The following is a 25,708-nucleotide window of genomic DNA, read 5'->3' as shown; positions in this document are numbered from 1 at the left end:
GTGGACGGCAGCATCAGGTCGCTGACCTGCGACTACCTCGCGCGGGGCGTCGAGCCGGCCGCCGCTGCCGCGCACCTCGACCAGCTCGCCCGCCTCGAACTCCCCGGCATCCTCAGCACCTTGCTGGACTCCGTGTACGGCGACGACCCCACCGTCTACGTCATCCGCCAGGTGCACGCCGAGTTCGCGCTGCGCGCCGACGCCCCGACCGCTGCCCGCCACTGGGCCGAGGCGCTGGCCCGCGCGATCGTGACCGCCGTCGCGGCGGAAGCGTCGGCTGACGGCAACGTGATCCGCTTCGCGGACCAGGCCGAGTACCTGGCCGCCTACCTCGTCGAACACCTCGGCGGCACGGCTGCCCAGCACTGGTACTTCCATCCGTTCGCCGCCTGGCACGCCGAGCCGACCGGCAGCGCGGCGCGCGCCCTGCTCGCGACCCAGCCGCCGGTCCCGGTGCTGGCCGCCCTGCACCGGCAGGCGATGCTGCCCGCGCTCCTCGCCACGCTGCCCGACGCGGCGATCCGGGAGCTGGCCGCCGACACCGCCCGGCCACCGGCTCCCACTGACGATGTGTCAGGACTCTGGCCGCTGCTGACCACCGCCGTGGCGATCGCCGACGCCTGGGGGCTGTGGACCGGCGTCCCGCTCGCCGCGCTGGACGTGGCTCGCCTCTACCGCTCGCGCGCCGTGCCGGACTGGCGCAGTTCCACCGCGCTGACGCTCGTCGTGGTGGACGTGCTGCGGCGGCTCGCGGCCCGGGGCGACCTGCGGACGCCGACCGCTCCCCCGCCGGCCGAGCTCGCCGACCGGTTCGACTGGTTGGAGACCGACCTGCTGCTCCCCGGCCTGACCGCCGCCTCGCCGAAACCGGCCGGGCGGCGCGAGGCGGCGGCCCGGCAGGCGCTGGCCGATGTGCTGGCCGCGAGCCCCGAGCTGCGTGCGGCGGTGCGAGTGGCCGGCCCCGGGCCGCGCGCCGCACTGCTGCTACGGGCCGCGCTGGTCGCGGAACATCCGGAGTGGGCCGACGACGGATTCGTCGTCGCGGTCCTCGCCGAGGTGCAGGACCGCTGGGCGGCGGGCCAGGCGGATCCGGTGCTCGCTCAACTCGCCGGACTTGCCGGTCACTTCGACGCGGATGTCGAGGACAGTCCCTGCGCCGGAATACTGCTCCTGCTGCGCGCCGTCACCGAGCTGCGGGTGCCCGCCGTGCTGGCGCGCGCCGGCCTCGCCGACTTCCTGCCCGAGATCCTGCTCGCGGTGGCCGGCCGGCTGACCGGTGCCGACTCCGCCGAGCCCGCGGTGCGGGCCTTCGCCGGCCGCCCGACCCAGGTGCGCCGCGGCTGGCGGCAGGTGCACCATCTGGCGTCGCTGCGCAGCGAGTTGCAGGTCCAGGCGGCTGCCCAGCGGCTGCCCGACCCGGCCGAGCTGACCGCATTGGCCGACACCGACCTGCCGGACGGCAAGCTCGGCCGGCCCAAGGCCGACGCGGTGATCGGGCTGCTGGCGGGCGCGGTGCTGCGCACCTGGTCGCGCTGGCTGGGCCAGTTCAGCGAGTCGAGCGGCAGCTACCTGCTGGCGCACTTCGTGCGGCGCCGGGGGCGGCTGCACTGGACGGCCGAGGAGCTGGTGGTGGAGCTGGAACCCGGGCCGCTGGACGTCGTGGTGTCGATGGCCGGCTATGACCGGCCGCTGGAGGCGGTGCCGTGGCTGGGCGGGCGGACGGTTCGGTACCGGATGGGAGCGTCATGACCGGATACTCCGAGAGCACGGGCTACGTCGACAGCGCGGGCTACATCGACAGCGCGGCGCAGTTGGCCGCCGAACTGCACCGCGCCGACCTGCTGGTCCGCGCGCGCATCGAGGTCTTCCGCCACCAGCTGGGGGCCGACAAACCGGCCACCCAGTGGGGCCTGCCCAGCGTCGCCGAGGGCGAGATCGACCGCTACCTCGCCGAGCCGTTCGCCCTCGTCGACCCGCTCCCGGCGGCAGCCCGCACCCACCTCGACGCGGCGGCGACCGCGCTGGCCGAGCTGGACAAGCGCACCGCCCAGAGCACCGTCCCGCTCCGATTCCCCATGCTGGCACGGAGTTTCGGCCTCGACCGCCGCGAACAGGACGTGCTGCTGCTCTGCCTGCTCGGCTACCTCCAGCCGCGCTACCGCCGGCTGTTCGGCTACCTCCTCGACGACGCGACCGCGTCCGCGCCGACCGCCGACCTGGCGCTGCGCATCGTCGACCCGGAGCCGTCCGGCGCCGAGCACGGCCTCACCGAGCACGGCCTCGCCCTGTTCGGCGCGTCCGCACAACTGCTGAACCACCGTCTGCTGGAGCACGGGCCGTCCGGCGCGCTGCGCATCGACCCCCGGATCGCGGGCCACCTCCTCGGTGACGACCGCGTCGACGAGCGCCTGTCCGGGGTGCTCACCGTCGCCGACCCGGCCGCCTCCCTGGACGACCTGGTGCTGGCCGCCGCCCGCCGCAACGAGCTGCGGGAGATGGCGAGTTGGCTGCGCACCCGCCCCGAGGGCACCCTGCTGTTCCTGCACGGCCCGTACGGCACCGGCCGGCGCAGCACCGCCACCGCGCTCTGCGGCGACGCGGCCCTGCCCCTGCTGCACGCCACCATCCCGACTGTCGCGAGCGAGCCGTGGCCGACCATCGTCGAGCTCAGCTACCGGGAGGCGACGCTGCGCGGCGCGGCCCTGTGCTGGCTCGGTGCCGACCGCCTGCTCGCCACCGACCCCGAGGGAGCCGGGGGCGCGGAGCACGACGACCGCTGGGACGTCCTCACCGCTGCCGCCGACCGCTTCGCCGGCCCGACCCTGGTCACCAGCACCGAGCCGTGGGAGCCGGCCGGCGCGGTCGCCACCGGCCGCTTCGTCCGGGTCGATCTGCCGGTGCCCGACTTCACCCAGCGCCGCGCCCTGTGGCTGGAACTCCTGCCGCCGGACACCGCGTTCGATCGCCCCCGCCCCCGCCGCGACCAGCTGGCCCACGCACTGGCCAACACCTTCCAACTCACCGCCGGCCAGATCACCGACGCAGTCTCCTCCGCGTGCGGCGTGGCCCGGCTGCGCACCCCTGCACGACCGCTGCTGCATCCGGACGACCTGTTCGAGGGCTGCCGCCGCCAGTCCGGCCGCCGGCTGGTCGCGTTCGCCCGGCGCGTCGACGCGCACACCGACACCGGCTTCGACGACCTCGTCCTCCCCGACCCGAGCCGCCGTCAACTGGAGGAGCTGCGGGCCCGGATCGGCCTGCGCGGCCGGGTCTACACCGAGCTGGGCTTCGACCGGCGGCTCAGCCTCGGCCGCGGCGTGGTGGCGATGTTCACCGGCGGTTCCGGCACCGGAAAGACGATGGCGGCCGAGCTGCTGGCCCGTGAACAGGGCGCCGACCTGTACAAGGTGGACCTGTCGGCGGTGGCGAGCAAGTACGTCGGCGAGACCGAGAAGAACCTGGACCGGGTGTTCGCCGACGCCGAGCAGTCCAACGCCATGCTCTTCTTCGACGAGGCCGACGCGCTGTTCGCCAAGCGCGGCGAGGTCAAGGAGGCCCGGGACCGCTGGGCCAACGTGGAAATGGCGTTCCTGCTGCAGCGGGTCGAGGAGTTCCGCGGCGTGGTGGTGCTGGCCTCGAACCTGCGGCAGAACATCGACACGGCGTTCCTGCGCCGGCTGCACGCCATCGTCGACTTCCCGGCACCGGACGCCGCCGCGCGGCTGCGCATCTGGCGCGGCATGTTCCCGCCCGGCCTGCGGTTCCCCGACGACGACCAATTGGCCGTGCTGGCAGCCCGGTTCCCGGTGTCCGGCGGCAGCATCAAGAACATCGTGCTGGACGCGGCGTTCCGGGCGCTGCGCGCGGACCCCAGCACGGAGACGGTCGGTGTCCGCGACCTGGTCGTGTCGGCGGGCCGCGAGTACCAGAAGCTCGGACTTCCGGTGACGCCCGGCGAGTTCGGGCGGCCCTACTACGAGTGGGTGGAACGCGAACTGCTCGGCGATGGGCTCGGTGAGGGAGCGGACCATGGGTGACGGGATGACGCCGGAGCAGGCGGGTGCGAAGACGACCGACAAGCCGCCGATGCCGGTCCAGCAGCCCGCGCCCAAGGACCAGCATGCGGGCCCGGCGCAGGCCACCGAGCAGAAGCAGCCGGCCCCGCAGCAGACCCCGGCCGGCCAGGCCGCCGCCCTGCAGAGGTCGGTCGGCAACCAGCAGGCCAACCGCCTGATGCGGGCGGCCCGGGAGCCGGAGAAGGACCCGCACGCCATGGCCGGCGTGAAGGTCAGTCACCCCGACGACGCCCACGAGAAGGAGGCCGAGGCGGTCGCCAAGCACGTCACCAGCGGCGGCGACCCGGCCCACGAGCACGGCGCGACCGCGAAGACCGCCCCCTCCGCCGGCGCCCCGGGCGACCCGCCGAAGGTGGTCGGCGACCCGGAGATGGCCCACCGCGCGGTTGCCCCGCACACCGCGACCCCGACGGCGGCTGCACAGCACCCGGCGACCCAGGTGGCGAGCACCCCACATCCAGCCCCCGCCCAGCCCCACACCGCCGCCCCGCAACACACCGCGCCCCAAACGCCAGCCGCCCAACACCAGGCGACCCCACAGCACACGGCGTCCCAGACACCAGCCGCCCAGCACCCGGCGACCCCGGTTGCGAGCACCCCGCACCCGGCCACCCCGCAACACGCGGCACCCCAGACATCGGCCACCCAACACCCGGCAACCCACGGGGCGACCACCCAGCACCCCGGTCCCGCCCAACCCCACACCGCTGCCCCGCAGCACACAGCGCCCCAGTCGCCAACTGCCCAGCACCCGGCGCCCCATGGGGCAACCACCCAACACCCGGGCCACGCCGGCCGCAACTCCGCCTCGATCCTCGACCACCCGGGCCCCGGCCAGCCGATCCCCCAACCCACCCGCGGCATCCTGGAGGCCCGGCTCAAGGCCGACCTCAGCCATGTCGTCGTCCACCACGACGCCGCCGCCGACCAGGCCGTCCGCGCTTTGCACGCAAGGGCGGTGACCCGGGGCAACCACATCTTCCTGGCCAGCGACGCGTCCCCGAACGACCTGTCGCTGATGGCGCACGAGGTGACGCACGTGCTGCACCACCAGGGCGGAGTGGTGCACCGGCAGGCTGCCAACGCGCCAGCGGCACCGGCGAACGCGCCGGCAGCGCCGTACTACAAGGGCAAAGAGGGGACCATCGACAGCGCGACGAAGAAAGCAGTCGAAATACCTGACGTGCCCTACGCCAACGCGAAACTGAAACTCTCAGGAGTCGACGTCCGCGCCAAGTTCAAGGCAGGTACCCGAACCGTCCGACCCAACCCCCGCAGCAGCAGCGCGAAGAAACAGCGGGACAAGTGGTGGAAGAACATCAACCGCAGCGAGACCGAAAAGATCATCTCGGATCTGATCAAGCCTGACACCGCACAGCTACCAGTGGCGGACCGGAAACCGGCCACCGACCCGAGCGCGATGCACCTGCTACGGTTCGGGGTCGCCGGATCGACTGCTGCCAGGCAGAACGCCGAAACGGACGGCGTCAAGATTGCCAGGCCCCTGGACGGAGTCATCGTCGGCACGAAGGACCAGCTCATCGATACCGCCCTACTGCCTCACTGGGACCGAAACCGGAAATACAACCCCATGAACGTCGACCACCTGGTCGAGCTGCAGGTTGGCGGATTGGACGAGTTCGACAACTACTGGCTGTGGGAAGCAAAGGCCAACCAGAGCGCTGGTGGACAGCTGTTCATCGCGATCAACGAGCAAGTCACCCGCCTGTTCACCGCCGCGAGGAAGAAGCACAAGAACGACCCCGGGGGCCTGCCGTTCCCGAGAGCCTCACCCAGTACAACCGGCCGCAGTGGCAGATCAAGATCGGCAATCTGGGGCCAATCTCAGCGGAATAAACGGCAGCGCCAACGTCTACTGGACCGCTGCGGAGGTCAGCAGCGGCGAGCCCGCCAAGCTGCTCAGCAAGGTCACCACCGCCGACGCAGAGGCAATGGGCCTGGACGCCAAGGGGAGCAAGGGCGACCTGATCATCATCGTCGGCGGCGCGTCAGGCGGCGGAGCACTGGTGCGGTTGCCCTGGAAAAAGGACCAGAGGAGCGCTTCCGGCAAGGACGTGAACAACGCCTTCAAGGAGCTCCTCCCTCACTTTAAAGCCACCGAGATCGACTTCGACAAGACCAATCAGGAACTGCACGGAGAAGTCGACGTCAGGGGCCGGCAGTGGGAGATCAAGCCCCTCAGCCTGAAGCTCACCAAGTTTCCAGGTCAGAAACCCGACGATCCACTGTTCGCCAAACTGAGCGAGCAGCTGCTGGCGCAGCAGGTCAGCCCCATCAACTTCAAGAAGCTGAGCCCGATCACGATCACCGAAGCCGAGATGGTGCCCTACACCGGCTTCAGCGCGCGCGGCATCCTGCAACCGTCGATCCCGGTCCTCCGCAACAACCCGATCGACGTCGTGTTCGACGGCGGCGACATCTTCTTCGAGAAGACATTCGACGCCAAAAACCTCCCGCTCCCGGCCCCCCTCAAGGTCACCAGCGGCGGCATCACCGTCAGCGCCGGCACCAACGGCTTCCAGGTCGGGGGCACCCTCTCCCTGGCCCTCGGGACCGTCGCTACCGGCAAAATCTCCGCGTCCGTCGACGCCAAGCAGAACTTCGCCATCGACGGCCAACTCGACTTCGACAAAACCCTGTTCCAGCCCGCCGCCCTCGGCTTCACCTACCGCAAGTCCGGCTCCGACTATTCCTGGGGCATCAACGGCACCCTCGGCATCCCCGCCAACAAGGTCCCCGGTATCAAAAAGGCACTCGTCCACGCCAGTTACACCAACAACAAGTTCGCCATCGACGGCAGCGCCGACCTGGCGATCCCCGGCCTGCAGAGCGGCTCCCTCGCCATCAGCTACGCCGACCAGACCGGCCTCACCATCGGCGGCACCCTCGCCTTCGCACCCAGCGCCTTCATCGAAAGCGGCAGCCTCGACGCGACCGTCACCAAGCAACCCCCCAACCACTGGTCCGTCGCCGCCTCCGGCACCGTCAAACCCAAGATCCCCGGCATCAACACCACCCTCAACGCCTCCTACAACGACGGCATCTACACCATCGAAGGCACCGTCGCCTACGCCCGAGGCATGCTGGCCGGCTCCCTCACCGTCGGCCTCACCAACCAACCCCTCGGCGCAGACGGCCGACCCGACGCGGGCCCGCCCAAACCCGGCGCGCCCAAGGGCGGCGGGGCACCGCAGGCGAGCGGGCCACTGCGCCCCTACGGCAGCGGCGCCTTGACCGCCAAGATCGCACCCTGGCTGCAAGCCACCGCCGGGGTGCAGATCCAAAAGGACGGCAGCGTCCAACTGATGGGCGAGATCAAACTGCCCGACTCGATCAACCTGTTCGATCCGATCGAGGTGCAGAAGAACATCCTCAACGTCGGCATCGACATCCCGATCGTCGGCGTTTCGGCGGGACCGATCCATGCCGGCATCTTCGCCACCGTCCAGGGCGGCCTGACAGCCTCAGCCGGCGTCGGGCCGGGCCAACTCAAGCAGTTGGGTCTCAAGGTGCAGTACAACCCGGAGCACGAGGACCAGACCCAGATCACCGGCACCGCCCAACTCAACATCCCCGCCCACGCCGGCCTGCGGCTGTACGTACGCGGCGGGATCGGCGCCGGCATCCCGGGCGTCAACGCGGAGGCCGGCCTGGAGATCGGCGGACAACTCGGGATCCAGGGCGGGGTGCAGGCCGGCGTCACGGTGAACTGGACCCGAAGAAGGGCCTGGTGATCGATGCCCAGGCATCGCTGACCGCCTCGCCCACCTTCACCTTCGACATCAACGGCTACGTCAAGGTGACCGCAGACCTGTGGCTCGACACGGTCAACCTCTATGAGAAGCACTGGCAGTTGGCCTCGGTCCAGTACGGCTCGGGCCTGCAGATCGGCGTCAGCGCGCCCATCCACTACGAGGAGGGCAGGCCGTTCAGCTTCTCCCCCTCGGACGTCACGTTCCAACTGCCGAACATCGACCCGACCAGCATCCTCACCGACCTGGTCCACAAGATCGCCTGACCACATCAGCCGGCCCTGCTACGAGTGGGCGGCACGCGAATCGCTCGGCAACGGGCTCGGCAACGGAGGGGACCATGGGTGACGAGAAGGCGCCGGACCAGCCGCGCGTGAAGAAGACCGACAAGCCGCCGATGCCGACCACCCAGCCCGCACCCAAGGACCAGCAGGCGGGCCCGGCCAAGGCCGCCGAGCAGACCCCGCCGGCGAGCGGCGAGCAGACCCCGCACCAGGCCACCCCGGCGGGCCAAACCGCCGCCCTGCAGCAGGCCGTCGGCAACCAGCAGGCCAACCGTCTGATGCGAGCGGCTCGCGAACCCGACAAGGACCCGCACACCCCTGCCGGTGTGAAGGTCAGTCACCCCGACGACGCCCACGAGAAGGAAGCCGAGGCGGTCGCCAAACACGTCACCAGCGGCGCCGATCCGACCCACTCCCACGGCACCGCCGCGAAGACCGCCCCCTCCGGCGGCGCCCCGGGCGACCCGCCCAAGATCGCCGGCGACCCCGAGCTCACCCACCGCGCCATCGCCCCGCACACCGCCCCGGCTCAACCGCACCCAGACACCCCGCAGCACGGAGCAGCGACGCAGCACCCCGCGACCCAGGTAGCGGCCACCCAGCACCCGGGCCCCGCCGGCCCCAACCCCGCCGCCATCCTCGACCACCCTGGCCCCGGCCAGCCGCTCCCCCAGCCCACCCGCGGCATCCTGGAGGCCAGGCTCAAGACCGACCTCAGCCACGTCGTCGTCCACCATGACGCCGCCGCCGACCAGGCTGTCCGCGCCCTCCACGCAAGGGCGGTGACGCGGGGCAACCACATCTTCCTGGCCAGCGACGCGTCGCCGACCGACCTGTCGCTGATGGCCCATGAGGTGACGCACGTGCTGCACCACCAGGGCGGGGTGGTGCACCGGCAGGCCGACAGTTCGGGGACCGCCCAGGACACGACGCCGGCGCCGTACGACGACTTCAGCGACGGGGAAGGGGCGCTGGGGAGGGTCGACTATGCCCCGTCCAACGACAATGACGGGGACGAGAAGAAAACGATCGAGGTAGCCAAGGTCCTCTACTCGAAGCTGAAGCTGAACAAGGACAAGACCGGTGTCGACGCCGAGTCGCTGTTCAAGGGCAGCCCGCGGATCGTCCCTCCGAAGCGAGGGAGCACCTCGCAGGACTCGATCTGGCCGAACAGGATCAAGAATGATGCAGCGGCAACCACGAAAAAGATCGGGGATCTGATCAAGAAGAATCCCGCGAGGATTCCTCCGGACGCCACCGACCCCGCGGACCCGCTGTATCTGCTGCGCTTCGGCCCCGGCGGGCCGACCACCGACTCGGCCACCGCGGAGACGCTGCAGGGAGTGATCATCGGCACGAAGGAAGACCTGATCACTACAGCCCTCCAGCCGTATTGGGACCAGACCGGAAAATTCAACCCGATGAACATCGACCACGTCGTGGAGGTACAGGTAGCCGGCAAACAAGCCACGGACAAATTCGAGAACTACTGGCTCTGGGAGGCGGTTGCCAACCAGAGCGGGGGTGGCAAGCTCCGCTCGGCGATCACTACGAGTGTCAACGATCTGCTCGCCGCCGCAAGAAAAGCGCATGCGACGCAGCGCAAGCCGGGACCGCCCCCTCCCGCGAACCGGACGGCGGCTGTCAACGCCGGATGGCGGATCAAGATTCGCAATCTGGTCGAGGGGCTTGAGGAGCCGCTCGGCTCCCCGGATGCCCACTGGTCACGGCAGGAAGTCGCCGAAGGCAAGCCGGCTGACAAGCTCACCATTGTCAGCGAGGCCGAGGCGGAGAAGCTCAAGCTGATCCGCAGCAACGAGAGGTTCTTGACGATCGTCCTCGGCGGGAAGTCGGGTGGGACGTTCGTGCGCGTGGAGTGGCCTGCCGGGACGATATCGAAGCCAAAGGACGAGCTCAAAAACGTTTTCGATCACATCTACCCCCACTTCACAGTCACCAGGGTGAGATACGACGAGAAGAACCCTGATGCCGACGCCAACCGCTTGTACGGCACAGTCACCCACAAGGATGTGGATGAAACCAAGAACATCAGCACGAAGCTCACCGGGTTCAAGCAGCAGCCCGGCGGCGGACCGTACGCTCGACTGAACGAGCAGAATCTGGCACCCAAGGTCGGATTCTTCCACTACAAAGCCCTGAGCCAGATCGACATCACCCAAGCCTCGCTCATCCCCTTCGTCGGATTCTCCGCGCTGGGCGTGCTGAAGCCGTCGGTGCCGCTGCTGCGCGGCACCCCCATCGATGTCACGTTCCAGGACGGTGACATCACGTTTGAGAAGTCCTTCGGCGTGCGCAACCTACCGGTCCCCGCACCGATAAAGCTCACCAGCGGCGGCATCACCGTCCATGCCGGGACCGACGGGTTCGGCGTCCAGGGCACACTGGACCTGGCTCTTGGAACCGTCGCCACCGGCAGCATCTCAGCCTCCGTCGACACCAACCGCGCCTTCACCCTCGACGGCCAACTCGACTTCGACAAAACCCTGTTCCAGCCCGCCTCCCTCGGCTTCACCTACCGCAAGTCCGGCTCCTCCGACTACTCCTGGGGCATCAACGGCAACCTCGGCATCCCCGCCGGCAAGGTCCCCGGCGTCAAGGGCGCGCACGTCAACGTCAGTTATGCCGACAGCAAGTTCGCCATCGACGGCAGCGCCGACCTGTCCATCCCCGGCCTGCAGAACGGCTCCCTCGCCATCACCTACGCCGACAAGACCGGCCTCACCATCGGCGGCACCCTCGCCTTCGCGCCCAGCGCCTTCATCGAAAGCGGCAGCGTCAGCGCCACCGTCACCAAGCAACCCCCCAACCACTGGTCCGTCGCCGCCTCCGGCACCGTCAAACCCAAGATCCCCGGCATCAACACCACCCTCAACGCCTCCTACCACGACGGCATCTACACCATCGAAGGCACCGTCGCCTACGCCCGGGGCATGCTGGCCGGATCACTCACCGTCGGCCTCACCAACCAACCCCTCGGCACCGACGGCCGCCCCGACGCCGGCCCACCCAAGCCCGGCGCACCCAAGGCAGGCGGAGCGCCGCAGGCCAGCGGACCACTCCACCCCTACGGCAGCGGCACGTTGACCGCCAAGATCACACCCTGGCTACAGGGCACCGCCGGGGTGCAGATCCAAAAGGACGGCAGCGTCCAACTCATGGGCGAGATCAAACTGCCCGACTCCATCGACCTGTTCAAGGCCATCGAGGTCCAGAAGAACATCCTCAACGTCGGCATCAAGATCCCGATCGTCGGCGTCTCGGTCCTGGGCCAGAGCATCGGCATCTTCGCCGACGTCTCGGGCGGCCTGGACGCCTCCGCCGGCGTCGGACCGGGCCAACTCAACAAACTGGGCCTCAAGGTGCAGTACAACCCCGAGCACGAGGACCAGACCCAGATCACCGGCACCGCCCAACTCGACATCCCCGCCCACGCCGGCCTGCGCCTGTACGTCAACGGCGGAATCGGCGCCGGCATCCCGGTCGTCAGCGCGGAAGCCGGCCTGCAGATCACCGGACAACTCGGCCTCCAGACCCTGGTCCAGGCCGGCGTCACCGTCAACTGGACCCCCAAGAAGGGCCTGGTCATCGACGCCCAAGCATCCCTGACCGCCTCACCCACCTTCACCTTCGGCATCAACGGCTACGTCAAGGTGACCGCAGACCTCTGGTTCGACACGGTCAACCTCTACGAGAAGCACTGGCAGTTGGCCTCGGTCCAGTACGGCTCCGGCCTCCAGATCGGCGTCACCGCACCCATCCACTACGAGGAGGGCAAGCCCTTCAGCTTCTCCCCCTCCGACGTCAAGTTCCAGCTCCCGAACATCGACCCCACCAGCATCCTCACTGACCTGGTCCACAAGATCGTCTGACCGGGAGGGACCTCCTCATGACCGCGCCGACCGACACACCGTCAGCCACGCCCTCGACCCCGCCCGACCTCGACCTCGCCGTGCTGCACCATCTCCGGGGTGACCTCGAAGGCGCCGAAGCGGGCTACCGCGCCGTGCTGGCCGCCAGCCCGGACAATGCCACCGCGTTGAACAACCTCGGCTTCGCCGCGGCTCAGTCCGGCCGCTTCGACGAGGCCGTGGAGCTCTACGAGCGCTCGCTCGCAATCGAGGACGGGGCCACGGCGCGGCTGAACCTCGGCAACGTCCGCGCCGCGCTCGGCGACCTGGAGGGCGGCATCGCCGAACTGTCCCGGGCCACCGAGCTCGCCCCGGGCGACCCCACCGCCTACGACAACCTCGGCCAACTCCTGATGCTGCAAGGCCGGATCGCCGAGGCGGAGGCGGCGTGGCGGCACGCCCTGGCGATCGAGGACGGCCCCCGGCTGCGCACCGCCCTCGCCACCGCGGTCGCCGCGACCGGCCGGCTGGGCGAGGCCGCCGGCCTGCTGCACCAGGCGCTGACGCTGGACCCGCAGTTCGGCGCGGCGTGGGCACAGCTCGGCGCGGTGCTGCTGCTGCGCGGCGATGTGGCGTCGGCCGGTGAGGCGCTGGCCAACGCGAAGCGGCTGGATCCGGACGACCCCGGTCCGCGTCGGCACCTGGCGCTCGCGCTGCTGTCCCTGGGCCGCACGGATGAGGCCGTCGTCGAGTTCGGCGAGTTGGTGCGGCTGGCGCCCGACGACGCGACGTCGCGGGTCGACCTGGCGGTGCTGCACCTGTCCGCCGGCCGGGCCGCGGCGGCGCTCACCCAGCTCGACCGGGCGCTGGAGGCGGGGCCGGATGACGACCGGGCCCGGCTGCACCGGGCGTTCGCGCTGCGCGAGCTCGGACGGCTCGCGGAGGCCGACGAGTTGCTGCAGGCGATCGCGGACGGCGACGGCGAGCAGGCGGACCGCGCGCGGCAGGCGCTGGTGGACGAGGCGTCATAGTCCAGCGCGCCCAGCCGTAGTGTGCGATCAGGTGGTAGGTCCGCCTGATCCGCCGGCACGCCCAGCCGACATACCACCCCCCGACCAGGCGGTTCCGCCCGTGACCGAGGCGGATCCACCTGCGCCTGTCTCATGCGCGGCCGTGTGAGCGCCGTGCGGTAGGGTCCGCCGGACAGGCGAACGGGGGACACCATGAACGCTCCACAGGACTGGCACTCACCTGGGCTTCCGCGGTTGACGGAGAAGCAGCGCAGGGAGTTGGCCGAGGTCGGGTTCGACCTCGATCGGCTCTACCAGCTGAGCCGCAGCAAGTACGGCGTCTCCCAGATCCGCAGTGTGCTGCTGTGCTTCACCGGCTCCTACCCGGGCGAACGGCCCGGCATCGCGGACGTGGCGCGGGTGGGCGAGGCATGGCGGATCGCGAGCCATCGGCCCGGCTCGGTGCTGCGCGCCCAGTTGGCGCAACGTGGCCTCGACCGCCTGGACCCGGACAACGGGTTGACCCGCTCGGCGCTCGGCGACAGCAAGCCGCTGGAGGAGCGGGAGCGCAAACCGCTGCGCCCGCGCACCCCGCGGCGGGCGGTGCTGGGCTGGGCGCTGGTACTGCTGCTGGTCGTCGTCCAGGCGCTGCTGGGCTTCGTGGACCTGGGCATCGGCATGGTGCTCGGCGGAGTCGGGCTGATCATCGGCTGGCTCCTGCCGGTGCGCCGGCTGGTCTACGGCCGGCGCACCGCGCCGCGCGCGGTGAAGGTGGCCTACATCCTGGGCGCCCTGGTGCTGTGTTACGCGACCGCGTCCACGGGGACGGTGGCGGTGATGGCGCTCGGCACCCACGGGACCGTGCGCATCGCCTACGAGGACGGCGAGATCGGCAGCCACGGCACCCACTACCGCCAGTGCTACCTGGACCTGCCGGGCGGCGACACCGAGCCGCTGCGCACCACCGGCTCCTGCCCGGCACCCGCCGGCGCCCTGGTCAGCGCGTACTACATGCCGGGCGGTGACTCGCCGCTGCGGCCGGTGCTGGCGGACTCGGCCTCGCTGGAGCGGGCCGGCCTGCTGTGGGGCCTGCCCACGGCGCTGGGCCTCGGGCTGCTCGGCTATGCGGCGGCGGCGAGCACCCGCGGCCTGGAGCGGCCGGCGCCCGGGGCCCGCCGCGAACCCCTCGGGCGGGCCACGCCCAAGGGCGACCGACGGCAGTAGGCCGCGGCACCCTGCGCTCGCGAGCTCCTGCGGAGCCGGTCACCTGTCGGGTTCGAGCCGGGTCTGCTCCTGGTGTCAGGCCGGCTGCTCGGCGAGCAAGGCCCGGCAGTCGGCTCGGAAGGCGTCGTCGGTGGCGGTGTTGTACCGCATCCGGCCGTAGTACTTGCTGTTGTTGTCGACTCGACGGGGGTCCGCGAGTTCCGCGCGGAGCAGCTCGGGGAACCCGTCCGGGAGGCCGCGGGTGGCCCGCTCGCGCACCAGGGCTGCGGCGATGAGCGGTCGGATGTCGCGGCGGCGAGTCCAGAGGGCGCGCATCAGCTCGTCGTGGGGCTCGGCGTCCGGTGCGATCGCCCGGGCTGCGATGAGCAGTCGGGCGAGGGTCGGGTCGTGGTCCGTGCCGTCCCGTTCGGCAGCGAGGTCCTCGCGGATCTGCTCGGCGAGCGGGGCCGCTGCCGGGCCCATCACGGCGGCCAGTTCGAGGGCGCAGACCCTGGCGTACCAGTTGTCGGCATCCGCGATCACCTCACCGAGGGCGGGCAGGAACTCGGCCGGGTCCTGCCCGGCGTGCCACAGCGCGCGGGCGGCGGCCACCCTGGTCTTCTGCGCGGGGTCGCCGAGCAGTTGGCGCAGCACCGGCAGGGCGTCCTCGGCGTCGGGGCCGAGACCGTCCGAAAGGGACAGGGCCGTGGCCGGGCCGTCGTGCAACTCGCGGGTGGTGTCCTGGGTGAGGGTGAGCGCGGCGGTCAGCATCGGGCCGATGATCTTGGGTGCCTCGGGTCGCCGGGTGGCTGCCATGGCGGCCAGCAGGCGGCCGAGTTCACGCAGCGCGGTGTGGTTGAGCTTTCCGTCCTCGTCCTTCTTGTCGCAGCTCTTGGCGATCTGTCGCATCCGGACGTACAGCATCCCGAACAGGTCGCCATTGACGTGCGGGCGCAGTTGCTCGCACCAGTGGGGCAGGTCCTCGGGGGCGATGCGCCCGGGCAGCAGCGGTGCCAGGGTGCTGACGCCGCGTTCGTCACCGGCGGCGGCCAGCAGCTGGATGCACTGGCCGGCCAGGTTGCGCTCCCAGCCCCAGCCGGTGTGGAACCGCCCGTCCTCGGCGATGGCCGCGGCCGTGTCCAGCAGTTCTGGAGAGAGCGGCAGTCGGCCGAGCCGCAGTTCCCTGGCGGCGGCGGTGGCGAGTTCCTCGTCGGGATCGCGCAGCAGCCGGCCCAGCGCCTCGGCCGTCTCGGCGGCCGCCGAGTCCGGTACCCGCCAGCCGCTGTGCAGGTCGCCCGCCCGGTCCACCGCCTCCAGCGGGCTCTGCGGGTCACCGTGGCGCAGCGTGTGCAGGACCAGCTGGTGACGGATCGTCACCCGGTCGCCGAGGGCCTGATGGAGTGCGCCCAGGGCATCGGCCACCCGCTCGTCGGCGTCCTCGGCGAAGGTCGTGGCGCGCAGGTTGCGCAGGTGCGACAGCAGGGTGTCGGTGTCCGGTCGGGGGTCGGTGGCGGGTGCGGGGGGCTGCTCGCGGGAGCGGTCCAGGGCAGCCGCGGCCTGTTCGGCGGTGCCGTCGGGCAGCTGGTCCGGCGCGTGGCGGGCGAGGGCGGCGAGTGCGGTGAGCTCGGTGCCCGGATCCCCGCCCGGCTCGGCGAGTCGGGCGAGGGCGCGGACGGCCCGCAGCCTCTGTGGCGGATCGTCGTGCAGCCGCCCGACGAGGGTGCCGAGCGAGCCGGCGTGGGCGTGCCGGGCGGCGCCGTCGTCCTCCCGGCCTGCCTGCTCGATCAGCAGCTCCAGCACGGCGTCGGGTCGGGAGTGACGGCGCGCCAGCAGCCCGGCAGCTGCGGCGCGTACGCCCGGATCGGGATCGGCCAGCAGTGGCACCAGCGCCGGCAGCAAGTCGCGAAGCGCCGCATGCGCCAGCAGCCCGTATGCCCAGCTGACCTCCTCGTACCACTCGTCCTCGTCCTTGGCCTGGTCGACCACTGCCTGCGGGTCGGGTATGTCATCGCCTGCGCACTCCCTGGCCTGGTCGGCGCTCTCACCGATGCTGTCCAGCAGCCCGAGCAGGGCGTCCCGGTCCTCGACGGCCGGGTCGGCGGCGAGTGCGCACAGGAACGGCAGGCAGGCCAGCGTCGAGTCGTACAGGTCGCCTTGGTGGTGCACGCCGCCGTAGAGCGCGTCCAGCGCGCCCTCACGCTCGGCCGGATCCGGCGACCTGAGGCCGCGCAGCAGTTCGGGGACGTCGTCGGCATCGCCGTAGGCGTGGTTCAGGGCGGTCCAGTCGATGTCGTCGAGCCCGTCGAGCGGGTCAGGCATGGGGTCCCCCGAGTGGTGAGATGGCCGGTTGCCAGGCAAGTCTCACCGATCACTCGGACACCCTTACGGCCGGGTCCAGTTGCGGACCGACCGGGGCCGGTACGCTTGGTGGTGGTGCGTCAGCCGAGCCAGTGTTCCAGCGCCCAGCGCCAGCGGACGGCGTCCGCGAACCGGTCGGGGCCGGCCCCGAAGCCGGCGGGATCGCAGCCGGTGGCCTCGGCGAAGCGCCGCAGGCGGTGCTTGACGGTGTTCGGGTGCACGTGGAGGGCCCGGGCGGTCGACGCGAGCCGGGCACCGTGGTCGAGGTGGACGGCGGCGGTCTCGGCGAGCAGGCGGTGGGTGGCGTTCCCCGGGTCCAGCGCGGCGAGCAGCTCGACGCCCAGCAGCTCACCCATGCCGGGCACGGCGTCCACGGCGACGGCGACGGCCAGCTCGGTGAGCCCGGCCCGGCCGGTGCGTCCGCGCCGCCGCCCGGCGTCCAGCGCGGCCCGGCAGAGCCGGTAGGCGACGGGCAGCCGGCCGGCGGGGACGGCGGGAGCGGTCACCAGCAGCGCGTCCGCCGCCAGGTCGCCCGCCCGCCAGCCGCGCGGCGCCACCACGCACAGGTGACCCTCCACCAGCCCCGACACGCCGCCGCGCGGGGTCAGTTCGGCGGCGGCCCGGCGCACCTGCACCGGATCGCCCGACTCTGCGACCGCGCAGTGGTACACGCCGCCCGCGGCGAGCCCGGCCGCCGCCAACTGCTCGACCGCGCCGTGCACCAGCACGGCGCGAAGGGCCAGCAGCCGTGCGGAACGGCTGCCGGCCAGGTCGGTCGCCGCCTCCCGGTAGGCGGTGACCAGCTGCTTCTGCAACTCGCCGACGTAGGCGTCGAGTTCGATCAGTGCCTCGAACAGCACGGTTGGCGGTACGTCGGTCCCGATCAGCCGGGCGGCGATGATCCGCAGTGCGGCGGTCCGCCCGGCCAGGAAGCCGTCGAGCAGTGCGTCGAGTGAAACCCCCTGCACCGCCCGGTCGGTGGCCAGCCGGGCGGCCGACTCGGCATGCTCCCGGGACAGTCCGGAGCCGTGGACGAACGCGGCGGACACCACCCCGAGCAGCGCGGCGATGTGGCGCCGGACCTCGCGCTCGGGCAGCGCGGCCACCGGGTCCGAGGCGCCCCGGGCGGCGGCGACGACCTCCGCCAGCACCTCGGGGTCGGCCCGCATCCCCTCGACCACCCGTCGCAGCGCCGACCGGCCGGTCCCGTCGCCCAATCGCCCCGTCACCCCTCCGCCCTGTCGCCCTTTTGGCTTTACCGCCGGCCCTACCGGGACAGCGCGGTCAGCGCGTCCCCGGCCAGCTGAGCGGCCCGCTCGCGCTGCGGGAACACTCCCACCGGTACCCGGGCCAGCTCCTGCCCACTCGCGTAGTCCACCACCGAGACCTGGTCGGCCTGGCTGAGCGAGACGAAGCAGTAGCGGTTGGCCGGCCCGGCGCTCACCGCCCAGTACGGCAGACTGCCGACCGGGTAGTCGACCCGGCCCACCGTGGCGAGATTGGCGGTGTCGACCAGCGCGGTGTAGTCGTCGATGGTGCCCACGTCGCACAGCCGGCTCTGGTCGCCGGAGAGCGCCAGGCCGTGGTGCGCGGAGTTCTTCGGGTAGTCGTCGGGGCTCAGGGCGTGGCCGGCGGGGCTGAACGGCATCGGCACGGTGGCGGTGATCTTCGAGCTGTTCAGGTCGTACTTGATGAAGCCGTTGAAGTAGGACTGCTGGGCGTAGAACGTGGTGCCGTCGGCGGCCAGCACGTTGGGCCGGATCCCGTGCGGGAACGACCAGGTCTGCACCACGTTCAGGGTCCGGGCGTCCACCTTGGTCAGCTGGAAGCTGCCCTTCATCCACTCCAGTGCCTGCGGGAACATGATCACGCCGATGCTGGAGTTGTAGATGTACTTGCCGTCCGGCGTGAAGTCGTTCTGGTGCGGATACGTGCCGGTCGGGAAGCTGCCGACCACCGCGCCGGTGGCGGTGTCGAGCACCTGGGCCTCGTTGGCGGTGGTGGCGGACACCACCCAGCGGGTGCCGTCCGGCGACAGCGCGGCGTGGTCGGCGTGGAAGCCGGCCAACCGGGTGTGCCACAGCTCCTGATGGGACGTCAGGTCGAAGGCGGCGGTGTCGTCCAGGTTGCCGCGCGACACGTACAGGGTGCGGCCGTCAGGGGACAGCGCGACGTCGTCCACGAACCGGTCGCCGCCCTCCTGTTGCTTGACGGCCGCGTAGCCGGCCTGCTGGATCAGGTCCATCTCGGCGAGCCGCTGCTGCAGGTCCGGGATCACGTCGAAGGTGCCGAGCACGGCGAAGGTCTGGGCGTCCAGGAAGGAGACGGTGCCGGACTGGCTGTTGCCGACCAGCACCACGCTGCGCAGGCCGGCCGTGTCGGCGTGGGCGGTGGCGGTCGCCACCAGGGCTCCGGCCAGTGTCGCCAGCGCGACCGAGCCGTTCAGCAGACGTGCTCCCATCCAGCGTGCGGGCATGGTGCGCTCCCCTCGTTCGGTCCGGGTCGCGTCAAGTCTGGGCGGGGCGGGCGGCCACGGGCCATGTCCGGGACCGCCAACGCCGCAGCCCGGCACTGGCGTTCGGGGACAATCCGGGGCGGGGACGCCCCGGGGCGGGGACGGTCAGGAACAGCGTTCGGGAAGCGTGACCGTACCGGCCTTCTGCTCGAAGGTGTCCATCACCAGCCACTCGTCCAACTCAGGGTCGTAGAGGTTCTGGACGCCGAATTGCAGCACCTGCCAGAACGTACTCCGATCGTCCTGATCGACATAGATGTCGCCCAGTGCAAGGGGGAAGCGCAGGAATTTCCCCGGCGGCAGCTTCGGCACGACGACGCCGACCCTCCAGTGGTTCACGTGCCGGTTCGGGCTCCGCTGGAGGATCTCCCGCCCGACGAACCGTGCGCCTTGGAATGCCTGGTTCAACTGGTCGAGGTCGAAGCCCGGGATCTTTGAGCACGGATGTTCGGTCAGGCCGGGCCACTTGTAGGTCAGCGTGTAGAGCGTGCCGTGGTAGATCAGGTTTGTGAACCAGATCGGGTACTGCGGGCCGCCCGCGATCATCTGGCTGTCGCCGTTTCTCCCCTCCCAGGTGAACGGGACCGTGATGCCCAGGTCCCGGACGACCCACTCACCCTTCCCGCGAAAGTCCCGAGGGAGGTAAGGGGGCGGCGGCGTCGGCGAACTGGGCCGGTTCCCCGCCATGGTCGCGAACGCCTGCGCAACCCCGGTCCGCGTTCCGGCATGGGCCGGCGGCAGCACCGTCGAGACGATGGCGATCGCTCCGGCGAGAGCCGCTGACGCTGTCGCCCGACGCGTGAGTGTCCAACCCATGGTTTCCCTCGACCGTCGGTTCAGGCGCCGTCGTGGCGCGGGGTTTTTTCGAACGCAGAGAGGCCATTCGGTCGCCATCTCTGGGAGCAGGAGTGCACCAAGCGGAACATTGCCTATCAGACGACAGGAGGGCCGACGCCCAGGCGAGCCGCACGCCCCTGCACGTTCCCCTGTACGGCGGGGCGGCTGGGTCCTGTCGTCAAAGCGGGTGACCCCAGCAGGCCCCAGGGCGTCCCGCGAGCCGCGAGCCGCGACGAGTCTGCGGCGTCCGGCGGTCGTACGGTGGAACCCGTTGCCGAGGAGGACTTCTGATGCGCAGCGTGACCTATTCGATGGGCGTCTCCCTTGACGGCTACATCGTCGGGCCGGACGGCGACTTCAACTGGACGGTGCCCGACGAGGAGGTCTTTCGCTTCGTCACCGACGAGATCCGAGGGGTCGGCGTCCACCTGCTCGGACGACGGCTGTACGAGACGATGCTGTACTGGGAGACCGCCGACCAGGATCCATCGCTCGACGACTCGATGCTCGAGTGGGCCGCGATCTGGAAGCCGCTTCCAAAGGTGGTGTTCTCCACCACGCTGTCGGCGGTGCAGGGCAATGCCCGCCTGGCCTCCGGCGGCCTGGCGGAGGAGATCGGGCGCTTGCGAGCCGAGCCCGGGGAGGGCGACATCGCGATCGGCGGCGCGCACCTCGCCGCCGAGGCGGCCGCGTTGGGTCTGATCGACGAGTACCGGGCCAGGGTCTACCCGGTGCTGGTCGGCGGTGGCATTCCGTTCTATCCCCAGCGTGAGCGCCGGGTGGATCTCGAACTCGTCGAGACCCGCACCTTCAGTTCGAAAGTCGTCTACCTCCGCTACCGCGTGGCGCGCTAGGGGACGGACCACACCAATCCGGGAGGCGGTCGGACAGCGGGGGTAAGCGGGTGCGAGGATGGTGGGCACTGTGACGACCCGCCAGCTTCGCGTGCTCCGCGTCGTGGTCTTCGCCGCCCTGTGCGTGGCGTTGGCCGCCACCGCGCACGTCAGCATGTCCGCGGCCGGGCTCCCGGTGCCGGTGCTGGTCGGGGCGTTCGCCGGGACGGCGGGCGGTACCTGGCTGCTGGCCGGGCGTCGGCGCGGACTGGCGATGGTCAGCGGGTGGATGGTGGCCGTCCAGGCCGCGCTGCACGTGCTGTTCGAGGCCACCGCGTCCGTGGGCACCGGCCCGGTCCAGGCGGTCCGTACCGCGCCCGGCTGGGCGCAGCTGTTGCTCTGCACGCCCCGTGGCGTGAACCCGGCCGGGATCAGCCCGGACGAGCTGGCCAGGACGGCCGGTCTGGATCCTGATGCACTGTCGGCCACGGGCTCGGGAGCCCTCGCTCCGATGAGCGACATGGCCGGCATGACCGGCATGAACGGTATGACCGGCATGCCGGGTACGGGCGCCGGGCACGGCATGGCCGGGATGGGCTCGGCGCCGCTGGTGGACGGCCTGTCCGCCGGCATGCTGGCCGCCCACCTCCTGGCCGCCCTCGCCTGCGCGCTGCTGCTCTGGCGGGGCGAGGCGGCGATCGCCGGCCTGTTCGAGGTGCTGCGCACGCTGGCCGCGGTGTTCCTGCCGGTGCTCGCGCTGCTCGCCCTCACCCCGCGCGGGTGGGAACCGCCGGCCCCGGCCCGACCGAGGTCCCGTCACACCCGGCTGCCCCGCCTGGCGGTGCTCTCCCACGCCCTGGTGCGGCGCGGGCCGCCCCGCCGTGTCGCCCTGGCTTTCTGAAACGCCCGCCACACCTCACGCCCTCGTGTCGGCCGCGCCCCTCGGTGCGGTGAGACGGCGCTGCGCGGTGTGCCCGCGGGCCGGTCATCCCCGCGCTCGCGGCCACCGCGGCTGAGCGAGACGCCGGGCCTGGCCGCCACACCACCCGTGAGACACGGTGCCCCGCCCAGGTCGGCACCGCTGTTCGACTTCGACGTGCCCTGAGCTCAGGGGCCACGTCGCGCTGCGCGCTGGCCTCGTCCAGGCGCGGGCGCCGGTGGTGCGGTGGGCCGCTACCGCTCGACGGTTCCGCTGCTGCGGTGCCGTCATCGTTCCTGCCCTCAGGACCCTTCATGACCCACAGAACGACCGTCGTTCCCCACCCGCGCCTGGCGGCTCGCCGCCTCCAGCACGGCGGCGACGAGCCGCTGCGTCTGCTGCGGGGACGGCCCGGTGGCAGCCGACACCAGCTCACGCAGCCGCCGGGCGCCGGCCAGCCAGTCGGCGCAGTCGACGCACCGCGCCAGGTGAGCGGAGTACGCCGGGCCCGCGTCGTGCCCGGCCGCGAGTTCGCCGTCGAGGTGCGCGGACATCGCGGCGCGGCAATCGGCACATGTCATGGGCCCATGCTCCCCCACCGGGCGACCGGGTCGGTAGCGCCGCCCGCGGCCGCCGGAGCCCGCACGCCGGGGGTGCGCCGTGGATGACGAACGGCTGACCTCCCTGGCGCTGACCGCCGGTCAGGGCCGCCCGGAGGACGTCGAAAGGTTCGTCCGGGCCACCCACCGCGATGTGTGGCGGTTCGTCGCGCACCTCACGGACGTCGAGTCCGCGGACGACCTGACCCAGGAGACCTTCCTGCGGGCGCTGCGCGGCCTGCCCGCGTTCGCCGGTCGCTCCTCGGCGCGCACCTGGCTGCTGTCGATAGCCCGGCGCACGGTCGTGGACCGCTACCGCAGTGCGGCGGCCCGTCCGCGCTGCTCGTCCCTGGCCGACTGGGAGGAGGCCGTGGAGCTCCAGCCGTGCTCGGCGGTGGTGTTCGAGGAGCAGGTGGTGCTGGCCGACCTGCTGACGCTCGTTCCGACCCGGCAACGGGATGCCTTCGTCCTGACCCAGGTGGTCGGGCTCAGCTACGCGGAGGCCGCCGCGGTCTCCGGGTGCCCGGTCGGCACGGTGCGTTCACGGGTCGCCCGGGCCCGGGACCAGCTCGTCGCGCTGCTGCGCTCGGCGGAGTCCGAGGACGGCTGGTGCCCTGGGCGGGACACCGTCCGCGAGGCCCCCGGCCGGCCGGGGAACCGGCCGACCCTGGCGGCCTGACGGGCTGTCTTCCCCACTGTTCTGCAAGCAGTCCGCCGGTGCCTCCTCAAGCGGCGCCGGCGGCCGTGACCTGGAGATCGCATTGACTTCGATGACCACAACCGTGCCCGGTGGACGTGCCGCGGCGCGCCCCGGCCGGGTCCTGCTCGGCTTCGTCCTGCTGCTCGTCCTGCTGTTCGGCGCCTCGTATGCGGCCGGGCGGCTGGTGGGTCCGTCCGGCTCCGGCCCCGGCCGGGGTCCGGCGACCACTGACGTTCCCGGCATGCACATGGACGGGCTGCGGCTGCCCGCCGGCGAGGGGGTCGCGCGATGAGCCTTCCCGACGCAGGGCCCCTCGGCATGGACGACCCGGACGACACGGACCGCCTCCTGACGACCGATCTGGCCGTGGGCGGCATGACCTGCGCGGCGTGTGTCGCGCGGGTGGAGAAGAAGCTGGCTCGGCTGGGCGGGGTACGGGCCGGGGTCAACCTGGCCACCGGTCGGGCCCGGGTGCTGCACCCGGCCGACGTCCCCGTGTCCGAGCTGGTGGCGGCGGTGGAGGGCGCGGGCTTCACCGCCGAGCCGGTCGCCGATCGGGCGTCGGCGCCCGCAGCCACCGGCGAGGCGGACAACGACGTGGACCCTCTGCTGCTGCTCCTGCTCGCGCTGTTCGCCGTGCCGGTGATCGCGGTGTCGATGGTGCCCGTGTTGCAGTTCCGCGGCTGGCAGTGGGGGTGCTTCGCCCTGGCGGGCTACGTGGTGACGCTCGGCTCGGCCACCTTCCACCAGCGTGCCTGGCGCAGCCTGCGGCACGCCACGGCGACCATGGACACCCTGGTCAGTCTCGGCGTCCTCGCGTCCTTCGGCTGGTCCGCCTACGCGCTGCTGTTCGGCGGCGCAGGTGCCCCCGGCATGCGGATGCCGTTCTCGCTGACCGCCGACACCGGGGGCGGCGCGCACATCTACCTGGAGGCGGCGGTCGGAGTGCCGCTGTTCGTGTTGTGCGGCAGGTTCCTGGAGAGCAGGGTGCGGGTGCGCACCGGCTCGGCGTTGCGGGCGCTGGCCGAACTCGGGGCGAAGGAGGTCTGCCTGCGCGAGGACGGTGTCGAGCGGCTGGTCCCGATCGAACAGCTGCTGCCGGGCCAGGAGTTCGTGGTCCGGCCGGGCGAGAAGGTCGCCACCGACGGCGTGGTCGTCGATGGCGGCTCCGCGCTCGACGTGAGCCTGCTGACCGGCGAGAGCGTGCCGGTGGAGGTCGGCCCGGGCGAGCGGGTCACGGGCGGGACGCTCAACGTCGGCGGCACCCTGCTGGTGCGCGCCACCGAGGTCGGTGCCGACACCCAACTCGCCCGGATCACCGCCCTGGTGACCGAGGCCCAGGCCGGCAAGGCCCGGGCGCAGCGGCTGGCCGACACGGTGGCCGGGGTGTTCGTGCCCGTCGTGCTGGGCCTGGCGGTCTGCGTGCTCGGGTTCTGGCTGGGGCGCGGGGCCGGCTCGGCGCAGGCGCTGACGGCCGCGGTCGCGGTGCTGGTGGTGGCCTGCCCCTGTGCGCTCGGCCTGGCGACGCCGACCGCGCTGCTCGCCGCCACCGGGCGGGGTGCGGAGCTCGGCGTGCTGGTGCGCGGGCCGGAGGTGCTGGAGAGCCTGCGCCGGATCGACACCGTGGTGCTGGACAAGACGGGCACCCTGACGGCCGGTCGGATGACGCTGGTGGCGAGTACGGCGGCAGGCGGGTTCGAGATCGGCGAGGTGCTGCGCCTGGCCGGCGCCGTCGAGCAGCGCTCCGAGCATCCGATCGGGCGGGCGCTGACCGCGGCCGCAGGTGCGTCGTTGCCTGCGGTGACCGGGTTCCGGGCCGTGCCGGGGTTCGGGGTCGAGGGGACGGTCGAGGGTGTGCGGGTCCGGGTGGTGCGGCCCGACGGCATCGACCTGCCACCGGAGCTGCGTGCGGCGCTGGCCCGTGCCGAGGCGGCCGGGCGGACGGCGGTGGTGGCCGAGCTGGACGGGCGGGCGGCTGGGGTCCTGGTGGTCGGGGACACCCTGCGGCCCGGCAGCTACCGCGCGGTGCACCGGCTGCGCGGGATGGGGCTGGAGACCGTGCTGGCCACCGGCGACCAGCTGGGCGCGGCCCGGGCGGTGGCCGAGGAGCTGGGCATCAGCGAGGTCCACGCGGGCGCCTCGCCCGAGCGCAAGGCCGAACTGGTCGCGCAACTGCGCGCGGCCGGGCGGAGCGTGGCGGTGGTGGGGGACGGGGTGAACGACGCGGTCGCGCTCGCGTCGGCCGACCTCGGCATCGCGCTGGGCTCGGGGACGGACGCCGCGATCGGCGCGGCCGGGCTGACCCTGGTGCGCGGCGACATCGAGTCGCTGGTGATCGCGGTCCGGCTGGCCCGGCGCACCCTGGCCACCATCCGCGCCAACCTGGTGTGGGCGTTCGGCTACAACGCCGTGCTGATCCCGCTGGCGGCGGCCGGGCTGCTCAACCCGATGCTCGCCGCGCTCGCCATGTCGGCGAGCTCGGTGCTGGTGGTGGCCAACAGTCTGCGGCTGCGCACCTGGCAGCCGGTCCGGCGCGGGCAGGGCCGGTCCCGGCTAGGCGGCTGAACCCGGCCCGTTCGAACTCGGTGCGGAAGATCCGTGCAGAAGGTCCATGCGGAAGATCCGTGCGGAAAATCAGTCATCCGTTCGGAACTTCCGGCGGCCCGCGGCCGACTGCTGTGACGGACACCGTCGCCCGATGGTGTCCGTCACGACAGAGGGGCGGACCATGC

The 25,708-nt window shown here is 71.8% G+C and carries 18 protein-coding genes; 13 read left to right on the top strand and 5 right to left on the bottom strand.

What is annotated here, in order from left to right:
- The 8 genes from E6W39_RS37480 (at position 1) to E6W39_RS37445 (ending at position 14,236) form a co-directional block, all read left to right on the top strand.
- The gene (locus tag E6W39_RS37480; protein ID WP_141637254.1) at positions 1 to 1,749 is read left to right on the top strand and encodes a hypothetical protein; all 1,749 of its coding nucleotides are present in this window, start codon (positions 1 to 3) and stop codon (positions 1,747 to 1,749) included.
- Positions 1,746 to 4,037, top strand: a complete 2,292-nt coding sequence (locus tag E6W39_RS37475; protein WP_141637253.1) for an AAA family ATPase — start codon at positions 1,746 to 1,748, stop codon at positions 4,035 to 4,037. The genes E6W39_RS37480 and E6W39_RS37475 overlap by 4 nt, the downstream gene beginning before the upstream one ends.
- A 235-nt stretch (positions 4,038 to 4,272) precedes the next feature.
- Positions 4,273 to 6,189: an eCIS core domain-containing protein gene (locus tag E6W39_RS37470; protein ID WP_181799627.1), complete on the top strand. Its 1,917-nt coding sequence runs from the start codon at positions 4,273 to 4,275 to the stop codon at positions 6,187 to 6,189.
- Positions 6,152 to 7,831 carry a hypothetical protein gene (locus E6W39_RS37465; protein WP_141637251.1) on the top strand — a complete coding sequence of 560 codons (1,680 nt, stop codon included), beginning with the start codon at positions 6,152 to 6,154 and terminating at the stop codon, positions 7,829 to 7,831. Before E6W39_RS37470 ends, E6W39_RS37465 begins: the two co-directional genes overlap by 38 nt.
- Positions 7,828 to 8,115 carry a hypothetical protein gene (locus E6W39_RS37460; RefSeq protein ID WP_141637250.1) on the top strand — a complete coding sequence of 96 codons (288 nt, stop codon included), beginning with the start codon at positions 7,828 to 7,830 and terminating at the stop codon, positions 8,113 to 8,115. Before E6W39_RS37465 ends, E6W39_RS37460 begins: the two co-directional genes overlap by 4 nt.
- Positions 8,116 to 8,189: 74 nt before the next feature.
- Positions 8,190 to 12,023: an eCIS core domain-containing protein gene (locus tag E6W39_RS37455; RefSeq protein WP_141637249.1), complete on the top strand. Its 3,834-nt coding sequence runs from the start codon at positions 8,190 to 8,192 to the stop codon at positions 12,021 to 12,023.
- Between the two features lie 17 nt (positions 12,024 to 12,040).
- Positions 12,041 to 13,033 (top strand): tetratricopeptide repeat protein, encoded by a 993-nt coding sequence (locus tag E6W39_RS37450; RefSeq protein WP_141637248.1) that lies wholly within the window; start codon positions 12,041 to 12,043, stop codon positions 13,031 to 13,033.
- A 234-nt stretch (positions 13,034 to 13,267) separates the two neighbouring features.
- Positions 13,268 to 14,236 (top strand): hypothetical protein, encoded by a 969-nt coding sequence (locus E6W39_RS37445; protein ID WP_141637247.1) that lies wholly within the window; start codon positions 13,268 to 13,270, stop codon positions 14,234 to 14,236.
- Positions 14,237 to 14,311: 75 nt separating this feature from the next.
- Here E6W39_RS37445 and E6W39_RS37440 read toward each other — a convergent pair whose 3' ends face one another.
- From E6W39_RS37440 to E6W39_RS37425, 4 genes are all read right to left on the bottom strand, one after another.
- Positions 14,312 to 16,534 (bottom strand): HEAT repeat domain-containing protein, encoded by a 2,223-nt coding sequence (locus tag E6W39_RS37440; protein WP_141637246.1) that lies wholly within the window; start codon positions 16,532 to 16,534, stop codon positions 14,312 to 14,314.
- Between the two features lie 119 nt (positions 16,535 to 16,653).
- Entirely contained in the window at positions 16,654 to 17,790 is a 1,137-nt protein-coding gene (locus E6W39_RS37435; RefSeq protein WP_141637245.1) for a PucR family transcriptional regulator, read from the bottom strand.
- Between the two features lie 50 nt (positions 17,791 to 17,840).
- Positions 17,841 to 19,049, bottom strand: a complete 1,209-nt coding sequence (locus tag E6W39_RS37430; protein WP_141637244.1) for a YncE family protein — start codon at positions 19,047 to 19,049, stop codon at positions 17,841 to 17,843.
- Between the two features lie 144 nt (positions 19,050 to 19,193).
- Positions 19,194 to 19,832 carry a hypothetical protein gene (locus E6W39_RS37425; RefSeq protein ID WP_141637243.1) on the bottom strand — a complete coding sequence of 213 codons (639 nt, stop codon included), beginning with the start codon at positions 19,830 to 19,832 and terminating at the stop codon, positions 19,194 to 19,196.
- Between the two features lie 383 nt (positions 19,833 to 20,215).
- Here E6W39_RS37425 and E6W39_RS37420 point away from each other — a divergent pair, with 383 nt between their 5' ends.
- Positions 20,216 to 20,779 carry a dihydrofolate reductase family protein gene (locus E6W39_RS37420; protein ID WP_141637242.1) on the top strand — a complete coding sequence of 188 codons (564 nt, stop codon included), beginning with the start codon at positions 20,216 to 20,218 and terminating at the stop codon, positions 20,777 to 20,779.
- Positions 20,780 to 20,849: 70 nt separating this feature from the next.
- On the top strand, positions 20,850 to 21,659 hold the full coding sequence (locus tag E6W39_RS37415; protein ID WP_141637241.1) for a PE-PGRS family protein: 810 nt from the start codon (positions 20,850 to 20,852) through the stop codon (positions 21,657 to 21,659).
- A gap of 320 nt (positions 21,660 to 21,979) precedes the next feature.
- On the opposite strand, the gene E6W39_RS37410 is transcribed toward E6W39_RS37415, so the two are convergent.
- Positions 21,980 to 22,258 (bottom strand): zf-HC2 domain-containing protein, encoded by a 279-nt coding sequence (locus E6W39_RS37410; protein WP_141637240.1) that lies wholly within the window; start codon positions 22,256 to 22,258, stop codon positions 21,980 to 21,982.
- Positions 22,259 to 22,337: 79 nt separating this feature from the next.
- Here E6W39_RS37410 and E6W39_RS37405 point away from each other — a divergent pair, with 79 nt between their 5' ends.
- From E6W39_RS37405 to E6W39_RS37395, 3 genes are all read left to right on the top strand, one after another.
- Entirely contained in the window at positions 22,338 to 22,955 is a 618-nt protein-coding gene (locus E6W39_RS37405) for a sigma-70 family RNA polymerase sigma factor (protein WP_323809134.1), read from the top strand.
- 91 nt (positions 22,956 to 23,046) lie between these two features.
- Positions 23,047 to 23,268 (top strand): hypothetical protein, encoded by a 222-nt coding sequence (locus E6W39_RS37400; RefSeq protein ID WP_141637239.1) that lies wholly within the window; start codon positions 23,047 to 23,049, stop codon positions 23,266 to 23,268.
- Complete coding sequence (locus tag E6W39_RS37395) at positions 23,265 to 25,541, top strand: heavy metal translocating P-type ATPase (RefSeq protein WP_228718575.1); 2,277 nt, start codon at positions 23,265 to 23,267, stop codon at positions 25,539 to 25,541. The genes E6W39_RS37400 and E6W39_RS37395 overlap by 4 nt, the downstream gene beginning before the upstream one ends.
- Positions 25,542 to 25,708 lie beyond the last annotated feature (167 nt).

This window comes from Kitasatospora acidiphila, assembly GCF_006636205.1.
GTDB lineage: Bacteria > Actinomycetota > Actinomycetes > Streptomycetales > Streptomycetaceae > Kitasatospora > Kitasatospora acidiphila.
This window is presented reverse-complemented; position numbering and strand designations above follow the sequence as displayed.

Coding starts and splice junctions, on each gene's coding strand:
- E6W39_RS37475 (WP_141637253.1), top strand. CDS start 1,746: ATGACCGGATACTCCGAGAGCACGGGCTACGTCGACAGCGCGGGCTAC.
- E6W39_RS37470 (WP_181799627.1), top strand. CDS start 4,273: ATGGCCGGCGTGAAGGTCAGTCACCCCGACGACGCCCACGAGAAGGAG.
- E6W39_RS37455 (WP_141637249.1), top strand. CDS start 8,190: ATGGGTGACGAGAAGGCGCCGGACCAGCCGCGCGTGAAGAAGACCGAC.
- E6W39_RS37450 (WP_141637248.1), top strand. CDS start 12,041: ATGACCGCGCCGACCGACACACCGTCAGCCACGCCCTCGACCCCGCCC.
- E6W39_RS37440 (WP_141637246.1), bottom strand. CDS start 16,534: ATGCCTGACCCGCTCGACGGGCTCGACGACATCGACTGGACCGCCCTG.
- E6W39_RS37430 (WP_141637244.1), bottom strand. CDS start 19,049: ATGCCCGCACGCTGGATGGGAGCACGTCTGCTGAACGGCTCGGTCGCG.
- E6W39_RS37420 (WP_141637242.1), top strand. CDS start 20,216: ATGCGCAGCGTGACCTATTCGATGGGCGTCTCCCTTGACGGCTACATC.
- E6W39_RS37410 (WP_141637240.1), bottom strand. CDS start 22,258: ATGACATGTGCCGATTGCCGCGCCGCGATGTCCGCGCACCTCGACGGC.
- E6W39_RS37400 (WP_141637239.1), top strand. CDS start 23,047: ATGACCACAACCGTGCCCGGTGGACGTGCCGCGGCGCGCCCCGGCCGG.
- E6W39_RS37395 (WP_228718575.1), top strand. CDS start 23,265: ATGAGCCTTCCCGACGCAGGGCCCCTCGGCATGGACGACCCGGACGAC.